The sequence below is a fragment of the Pedobacter quisquiliarum genome, from assembly GCF_014642175.1.
GTDB classification, from domain to species: domain Bacteria; phylum Bacteroidota; class Bacteroidia; order Sphingobacteriales; family Sphingobacteriaceae; genus Pedobacter; species Pedobacter quisquiliarum.
In genome coordinates this window covers 1-7,750 of the sequence record NZ_BMIL01000019.1, presented here as the reverse complement: position 1 = coordinate 7,750, position 7,750 = coordinate 1, and the positions used below count along the sequence as shown (strand labels likewise).

Sequence of the window (7,750 nt, the reverse complement as noted above, 5' to 3'; positions counted from 1 at the left end):
CGAGAACCTTGGATTCAAGAAGGCACGACAACTTTCTATTTTATAAATAATGGGATTGAAAGTGCTTTGGACAAGGCAAGACAATCTGCAAAAGGAAAGGACATAAGAATACAAGGCGGTGCAAACACGATTCAACAATTTCTAAATGCAGGATTAGTGGACGAATTTTTCATTCACATTGCTCCTATTTTTCTAGGAAGCGGTATTCGACTCTTTGACGGTATGGACAAAGATAAGTATGATCTACAAATTGAAGAAGTTATACCCTCAGATCTGACAACGCATTTAAAATACAAATTGACAAAGAAATAGAAGAAAGACTCGCTAACATGGATTATGGCACCAGTTAAATTATCGCCATTTCCTCGTTATTGTCGTATGAGGGGGGAATTGACCCTTGTTCTGCAGGTCAGGCTAAAAGGGATATCTTCGTTTTTTGAGACAATCAATCTTTTTCTCCAAGAAAGATAACAGATTGTTAAACCTGTGATCTTTCTTGGTAGTATTATGCAAGACTTTGTCCAATTAATAGGTGGGTGCTTAATACAATCCTATTCCACAAATTGATGGTAGTAATAGCCATTATAATATCTGCAATTTGGGTTTCGCTAAAAAACTGCAAGGCGTTTGTGTAAGTTTCATCCGATAATCCGTTTTGATGAATTAGCGTTATCTCTTCCGTCATTGCCAACACTATTGTTTCTTCTTCCGTAAAAATATCCTCAGCTTCTCTCCAGGCATTCAGCAAAAAAATACGCTGGTTAGTTTCGCCATTATTAACTGCATCTTGAGTGTGAATATTGATGCAGAATGCACACCCATTAATTTGAGAAGCACGGATCTTAATTAGTTCTTTGGTTTTTTTGGAGATAGAACATTGTGAAAGATAGGTTTCTAGGCCAATCATTGCTTTCAAAGCATTTGGAGCTACAGCTTTGATGTTAAATCGTTTTTGCATTGTATTTTTCTTTAAATTGTGCAATACAAAATTGAGAAATGCTAAAGCGGAAAAACTTAAACTGGTTTAAGAAATGTGCCTCTTACGAATTTCGCTTAGATATTCGGGTGTAAGTCCCAAGTATGAAGCGATTAAATACTGAGGAACACGTTGCACAAACTCGGGATGATTTCTAATAGCCTGTAAATAAAATTCTTCTTTTGAAAGTGAAAAAAGATATTTAATACGCCTTTCAGCAGCTGCATAAGCCCGCTGGTAAATAAAGCGGAAATACCGTTCCATTATCGGAAATGCCTTTAATAATTGTTCTTGGTTGGCCTTTGATATATAAAGTATTGTAGATTTCTCTACAGCTTGAATATAAAATTCTGAAGGAATTTTGTGTTCGTAGGCAAAGTTGTCGGTAAGCCACCAGGTTTCTATGGCAAATTCTGTAGTTTGTTCAATGCCTTTTTCGTTAATGAAAAATTTCCGTAGCAAGCCGTTCACTACAAAGTAATGATGTTTGCACACATGGCCTTCCTCCAATAGGTTTTCTTTTCTAGCTACCTCTTTGGTATCAAAGAATTTCTTTATTTCTTCGAATTCATCATCAGAAACTTGTGTAAATTTTTCTATATGTTTCCTAAAAATATTCAACATAGGGGTTTTGGTTTTAGACTGCAGGTAACGAATGGCTTTAAGCATCCATGAGGCCTATTCCCTCGAATATAGCACATTTAGGTTTGGCTAAATGTGCTATCCATCCTTGATGTGACTTAAGGATACACAGATATCCGTAACATGTCGCCTGCTTATTCCTAAGTTTTCGTTTTATGAGACAATTGTTTCTTGACCACTACAGAAATGCAGTTTATCTAACTGAATCCATTTTTGTAAACCTAGCTGGAATTATTTTTATGTTGAGTTATATAAGTCAATGATGATATCATGTTTTCTGACTTTCTGTAAAACGCGGGACATATATTAGAAAATCATTACCCTTAATTATTCGTAATAGAGTTTGATTTTCGATTGTTAGTCTGTTTTTAGAAATAAGATTTTGAAGGGGCCTTAAATTGAAACAGTACCAATCTTCATTGTTCACAGCCTTCAGAAATGATTCGTACATCTTTAAATCTTCGATAGTTTCCGTTACATTTTTTCCCACGATCATGATATGGAGAGCGTTTCTAAGATTCGAATCTTCGATATTAAAAACAAGGTTTCCAATGTCGTAGATTTCCATAAGACTTTCGCCTTTAGGAGTATGGAATGCGCCGAATTTGAACAAATTCTTTTTATTTGTCCAACTAGGCATTTCCTCCAAAAGGATATTCTTCATTAGCTGAATTCTTCGATGATGATTTCCTGTAAGGTAAATCTCCCGACTTATTTTAAGCGCCTCAATCTGTTTTTTTTCCTTCTCGCTAAGTTGTAGTTTGAGTAAAGAACTAATTTTTGAAAGGAAGTCTTCACTGAATAGATATTTATTGTCTTTGTCTATTGCGGCTAACTCCGCTGAATTTTGGATCATCTGGACGTATATCTTTCTGGCTTTTTCATTTTTTGTTGTAGCTGCTAAACCAGAGACAATTAGCCTGTCTGCACTTAAGCTAATCTGTTCAACACCGAAAGTTTGAATTCCACTCCCAACTATTTTTTCAAATAATTTGAAATCATCTTCTCTTTCCAGAAATGAGAAGCTGGAATTATATTCACTTACAAAACCCTTGAGCTTTTCAGGGGAGAGCTTATTGATTTTATTAGCGATTATACGATTTGTGTAGGGATCTATTTCATGAAAATAATTATCAAATCTGACTTCATCAATTACTGCATTTGCAAAGTAGGGGACTTCCTTGGTAAAATGCGTTTCCCCAATTAAGACGGAATTGGATTTCTTTATCTCACGCAATAGAACCTCCCATCCCTCACCTATGAAATGATGGCTGTTTTCAACTGGCTTTAAAGTGTAATAGTTTTTGCTGATAGCACTGTCAATCAGACCCCCTTGAGCAAAAACTACCATGGAAGGCCAGGCAAACAGGATTAAGATTAGAAATCTTCTCATAATTTAAGTTAAATAGAACTATTTGTTATTCTTTTCTGAGTACCCCGCATCCCAAAACTTGTTGGGCCTGAGATACACAAACCCATTTTTAAAGTCCATAAACACGTTAAAGCGCTTTAATACCTCGTTTCCCAAAATATGTGCATTACGATCTTGCATAGGCTTTCGTCCAATAATCTGTTGTACCGGAACATCTCTTAACCTGAACTTGCCAATCTTCAAGATATCCAGTTCAGAGGTAATGACAGGTATTTCATTCCCTTGGGCACCATGCATGACCACTCTTTTTATTTCCTTCATTTCACTCACAGGAAAATGGTTTTTCTGCAACTCTTCGTTGTCCAGCATAGCCGTGCGTTGATAACCTGTATCATACAGAAAGTAAGTTTCCAAGGACTTACCATTCTGGGAAATCTCGGACTGGATAAATGGTAGGCCATCCATGAACATAAAGGGTAACTTCGCATAGCTCTTGTCGCTTAATACCGGTTTTGGCAATTGGTTGTGGATAACCATAATACCCTGATCATAATCCAACTCTACTACATTAGATTTAAAAAAATTCCACCCAAATCGCCCTTCGGTTCCATGCCCGGTAAGTTCTGCATCATAAATCTTGGTCGTAATTCTTGACTTTCCTAGTTGGAGGATATAATCTTTCTTGTACAATTCAATAGCACCCCCCAGTTTAGTTTTTAGTACTTCGCCGGTAATAATCAGATCCGTACAGCCGGTGTCGAAGTTGAGCGTTAGCGAATCTTTATTGTTCAGAATAGCAGCGACGTATAAGGTATTCTGCTCATTAATATGCAGTTTTAGGGTATCGTGCACCATCTGAGAGAAAGCCCTAAAGGGTAAAAAGAACACAAAAAAAACGAGCAGGGCTTTTTGAAAAATGTTGATCATATTTTTTACATTATTGACTGTTTGCCTAAAATAAGCCTCTATTAAACTGTGCAGATTGATGTGATGCTTATATTCGAGTAAATATATTAATTACACACCAATTAGTGTCTTAAAGGGGTGATATTTATTAACTTGCACCATCATACACAATTCGGATGGAAAGAAAGCCAGTAGGAGGAAAAATCCGGAACATCGAACGCAGCAGAAAAAAGTTTTTGTTGGCGGTTGGTAAAATCCTGAAAACAAAAGGACATGCCGGACTTAAAATCAATGAGGTCGCTAAAGTTGCAGGGGTAGATAAAAAAATGATTTATAGCTATTTTGGAGGACTTGATGGTTTGATCGATGAATACATCGCTGTAAAGGACTTCTGGAGCAATGTAAAAGCTGAACAATCCACTGGAGCTATCACCGATGGCGGAAAAGCATTTGCAACCAAAGCCTTCCTGTACCAGTTTGACTACTTAGAGAACAATAAGGAATTTCAGAAATTGTTGCTTTGGAGATTATCTGAAGAACGAAAATCTTTGAGAAAATTAACACAGGACCAGGAGGCCAGAGGTGAGTTGTTGTTCAATCATTTTACTGATCCTTATTTTGGTAAAAATGCAGAGAAGTTTAGGGCGATTAGCGCTGTTATAGCTAGTGGATTGTATTATTTAAATATGTATGCAGAGGTGAACGGGAGTGTATTCTCAGGAATTGATCTAAAAACCGAAAAAGGCAGGAACCTCATTAAAGAAGCGGTTGGCTTTATTATAGATAAGTCATTTAAGGACCTATAAAAAGACACGTCTTTGAATCTGTTGAAAGGGTATCAACATATTAATGAGGCTTACCTTGTGTATAAAGCCGGTATTCACGTAACAAATTATGTCTGTAGTCACACGGCGATTCCACAAAAATTTTGTCAGGATTATACTTCTGTATATTCATTGATGTAATTGCTTCTAATTGTTGCTGCTTCATTTCTGAGAGAATATAATCTTACCTCGTTAAATTCAGGATTATTAAAATGGATAGTACTAAGTAGAATTAGATTGACCTTTTCCTGGGCACAACCTAATGTAAAATGTAGGACCAAATTAAGACTTCGGCCAGGTTTTTATAGCTCATTTAGTCCGGTGTTTCAGGTTGATAAATCATAGACATGAATTTATCTATTTACAGTCCATAGTTGATACAAGATTTTCGAAAGTTGGCAACTGCATAGAGAATCGAAAAGTCACTCAATTTTCTCATCTTTAAAGTGATGATTAAACGCTTTAACTTCCTCTTCATTTTTCTCTTCAAGTTTCTAACTTTGCTAAGCCTAATTAGCACTGCCCAAAGTCTAGACAGTGTTGCAAATTATTTTCATAAATATGTGGAACACAAACCTGAAACGAATTTGTTCGTTCATGTCGATAAAAATATTTACACTAATAATGAGCAGGTTTGGTTTACTGGTTATATAATAAAGCCTGTTGTTCCTCTTGATAGCTATCATACGCTTTACGTTTCTTTAGTTAATAATGCAGACAGCACCGTCGTATTACAGGAAAGGTACCTGATACAAGATGGATTTTCGTTTGGAAACTTTAGCTTACCTGATTCACTGATAAGTGGATACTACAGCTTTGTTGTCAATACAAATATACAAGCAGATGAAAAAATTGATGGCGAATTTGTTCAGCCTTTAACCATCAGATCTAATACTGTAGATAACCTGGTTCCACATTTTAGTTTAATGAGGAATAATAATCATGCTGATCCGGAAAATGTAATTCTTAAAGTGCTCTCGAGCGACAATCGTTTTGTTGAAAATGCGGAAATCAACTATGCTTTTGGAAAAGGGAAAGTTACCTCAATGGGTATTGCTAAAACCAGTATTATAGGTGAGGCCTTAATCCCTTATCCTATATTACCAGTGGATAGCACAAATAACTTACTTTCCTTATCTATAAAAAAAGGTAAAAACAAAAGGCACATCAAATACGATTTACCCGCACCAAATCTTCGTAAATATAAAGTAAAGTATTATCCGGAAGGTGGCTATCTGGTTGACGGCTTACCCAGCAATGTTGGGTTTGAGGTTAGGGATTTACAAGATGCACCCTTTCAGAGCAAAGCTTATTTGTTCGAAAATGATATTATTATCGATACGATTTTGACTGACCTATCTGGAATGGGTAAGTTTAAGATCTTCCCAAAATCCGGATGTAAATATTACATACAGTTGATTTCCAAGAGCAGCAACGATCATTATGAATTGCCAGTTAGGGTCGAACAAGGTTTGGTGTTATCTGCTGAAGAGTCAATAGTAGATCAGGATTTTAGAATAAGTTTGCTTTCAACTTATGATTCAAAGGTGTACGCCGTTGTGCATAATGGTAATGAAATTTCCATGCAAAGCGAATTAAAGCTTACAAAAGGGGTAAGACAAAAAGTACGTTTTGATCTTGATTCTGTTAAACCAGGATTAAATAAGGTTACGATTTTAGATGAAGAATTCAGGCCTTTGGCTGAGCGTATTTTTTTTGCTCACTATGATCGATTTGTTAGTACGAATTTGAAAACAGATAAAAGCTTTTACAAAACGAGAGACAGTGTGAGGCTATTTATCGACTTTAATGGTAAGGATTTGAGTAGCTTAAAAGGATATGTATCTATTTCCTGTGCACAATCAAACCGATTTTCGAGCAAGAATAATAAGAGCATTGTTGATTATACTTTTCTTGAAAAGGATCTAGGTACATTACCTTACAATTTTTCTCCTTCAAAAATTAGAGACAGAAGCTACTTAGATAAGGTTTTGTTAATAAAAGGATGGCGTAGCTACAAATGGCAGCGGTCAGCAATAAACAGATCTGTTGAATTTTCGAGTAGTGAGGTTACGGGTTCTGTGTTAAGAAGTGAAAGCGCAATCAAGTTCCCAATGGAATTACATACAATTGCCAAAGGAAATATTAACGCATTGCGCACCGATAGTAGCGGAAAGTTTACCATTCCTTTTGCGAACCTAATTATCGATGATAAAGCCGATGTTTGGCTCAACATGAATACTAAAAACCCAGGAATATTTTCGATAAAAATTCATGACCCGTTTACTAAGATTAAAAACCATTTAGAGCAAACTTCTTTTGACCCACAGGAAAGAACCTCTTCGTTAGCTAAGGAAAATGACAATGTAAAGATATCATCGGGTATAAATTTAAAGGAGGTTGTTATTGCAAATAAAAAAGATGATTTCAACGGAAGCGTTTTTTCTGAAAGACCAAAAATAAATCGCTGTGGCGATTACGTATGCAGCAGTAATATTTTAAATTGTATCAATCATGCCGGAGATTCAAGAAACAGACCACCAAAGTCCAATGGACGATATCGTGATCAGGATGGAAAGCCGGTTACCTATTTTGGTTGTGCAACAAGAGAGGTTGATGCAAATATATCTATCCTAAAGGGTATTCAATTGCCTAAGGATTTTTATAGATATGATATCACGAATATAGATGAACCTATAAGTGCAACAACCATTTATTGGAATCATCAGATACCATTGAATGGGGTAGGGCAAGCAGCAATTAACTTTGCTACAGGCGATTTAACAGGAGAGTTTAAAATTGTGGTTCAGGGCATAACAAACGAAGGACCAGTTTACGCTGAAAAAATGATTTCTGTTGTAAAGCTATAAAATAAGCTCTTCAAATTAATTTAAGAGCTTATAGCACTTGAACTATGATCCTTAGAACCTTATACCAAAATTCAAGAACTCGGCGACCTATCTGGGGAGTGTAACGGGAACTGTGTCATTTAAATTAACGCCTCTCAGAAGCCTCTATTCTCCTGAAGAA

At 36.1% G+C, this 7,750-nt stretch carries 7 protein-coding genes; 3 read left to right on the top strand and 4 right to left on the bottom strand.

Translation table 11 applies throughout. From position 1 onward, the window contains the following. Nucleotides 1-312, top strand: a 312-nt coding sequence (locus tag IEW69_RS16785; RefSeq protein WP_188628032.1) for a dihydrofolate reductase family protein, incomplete at its 5' end; no start/stop codon positions are given. A gap of 193 nt (nucleotides 313-505) precedes the next feature. On the opposite strand, the gene IEW69_RS16780 is transcribed toward IEW69_RS16785, so the two are convergent. From IEW69_RS16780 to IEW69_RS16765, 4 genes are all read right to left on the bottom strand, one after another. Then, complete coding sequence (locus IEW69_RS16780; RefSeq protein ID WP_188628031.1) at nucleotides 506-958, bottom strand: carboxymuconolactone decarboxylase family protein; 453 nt, start codon at nucleotides 956-958, stop codon at nucleotides 506-508. Between the two features lie 66 nt (nucleotides 959-1,024). Continuing rightward, nucleotides 1,025-1,600, bottom strand: a complete 576-nt coding sequence (locus IEW69_RS16775; RefSeq protein ID WP_188628030.1) for a Crp/Fnr family transcriptional regulator — start codon at nucleotides 1,598-1,600, stop codon at nucleotides 1,025-1,027. 286 nt (nucleotides 1,601-1,886) lie between these two features. After that, complete coding sequence (locus IEW69_RS16770) at nucleotides 1,887-3,011, bottom strand: hypothetical protein (protein ID WP_188628029.1); 1,125 nt, start codon at nucleotides 3,009-3,011, stop codon at nucleotides 1,887-1,889. An 18-nt stretch (nucleotides 3,012-3,029) separates the two neighbouring features. Then, nucleotides 3,030-3,917, bottom strand: a complete 888-nt coding sequence (locus IEW69_RS16765; RefSeq protein ID WP_188628028.1) for a pepsin/retropepsin-like aspartic protease family protein — start codon at nucleotides 3,915-3,917, stop codon at nucleotides 3,030-3,032. 155 nt (nucleotides 3,918-4,072) lie between these two features. Between IEW69_RS16765 and IEW69_RS16760 the strand changes: the two genes are divergently transcribed. Further along, nucleotides 4,073-4,702, top strand: a complete 630-nt coding sequence (locus tag IEW69_RS16760) for a TetR/AcrR family transcriptional regulator (protein ID WP_188628027.1) — start codon at nucleotides 4,073-4,075, stop codon at nucleotides 4,700-4,702. A gap of 467 nt (nucleotides 4,703-5,169) precedes the next feature. Then, nucleotides 5,170-7,590, top strand: a complete 2,421-nt coding sequence (locus IEW69_RS16755; RefSeq protein ID WP_188628026.1) for a hypothetical protein — start codon at nucleotides 5,170-5,172, stop codon at nucleotides 7,588-7,590. Nucleotides 7,591-7,750 lie beyond the last annotated feature (160 nt).

What these genes read in the sequence shown, in the direction of transcription:
- IEW69_RS16780 (WP_188628031.1), bottom strand. Translation starts at nt 958, where the DNA reads ATGCAAAAACGATTTAACATCAAAGCTGTAGCTCCAAATGCTTTGAAA.
- IEW69_RS16765 (WP_188628028.1), bottom strand. Translation starts at nt 3,917, where the DNA reads ATGATCAACATTTTTCAAAAAGCCCTGCTCGTTTTTTTTGTGTTCTTT.
- IEW69_RS16755 (WP_188628026.1), top strand. Translation starts at nt 5,170, where the DNA reads ATGATTAAACGCTTTAACTTCCTCTTCATTTTTCTCTTCAAGTTTCTA.
- IEW69_RS16760 (WP_188628027.1), top strand. Translation starts at nt 4,073, where the DNA reads ATGGAAAGAAAGCCAGTAGGAGGAAAAATCCGGAACATCGAACGCAGC.
- IEW69_RS16775 (WP_188628030.1), bottom strand. Translation starts at nt 1,600, where the DNA reads ATGTTGAATATTTTTAGGAAACATATAGAAAAATTTACACAAGTTTCT.
- IEW69_RS16770 (WP_188628029.1), bottom strand. Translation starts at nt 3,011, where the DNA reads ATGAGAAGATTTCTAATCTTAATCCTGTTTGCCTGGCCTTCCATGGTA.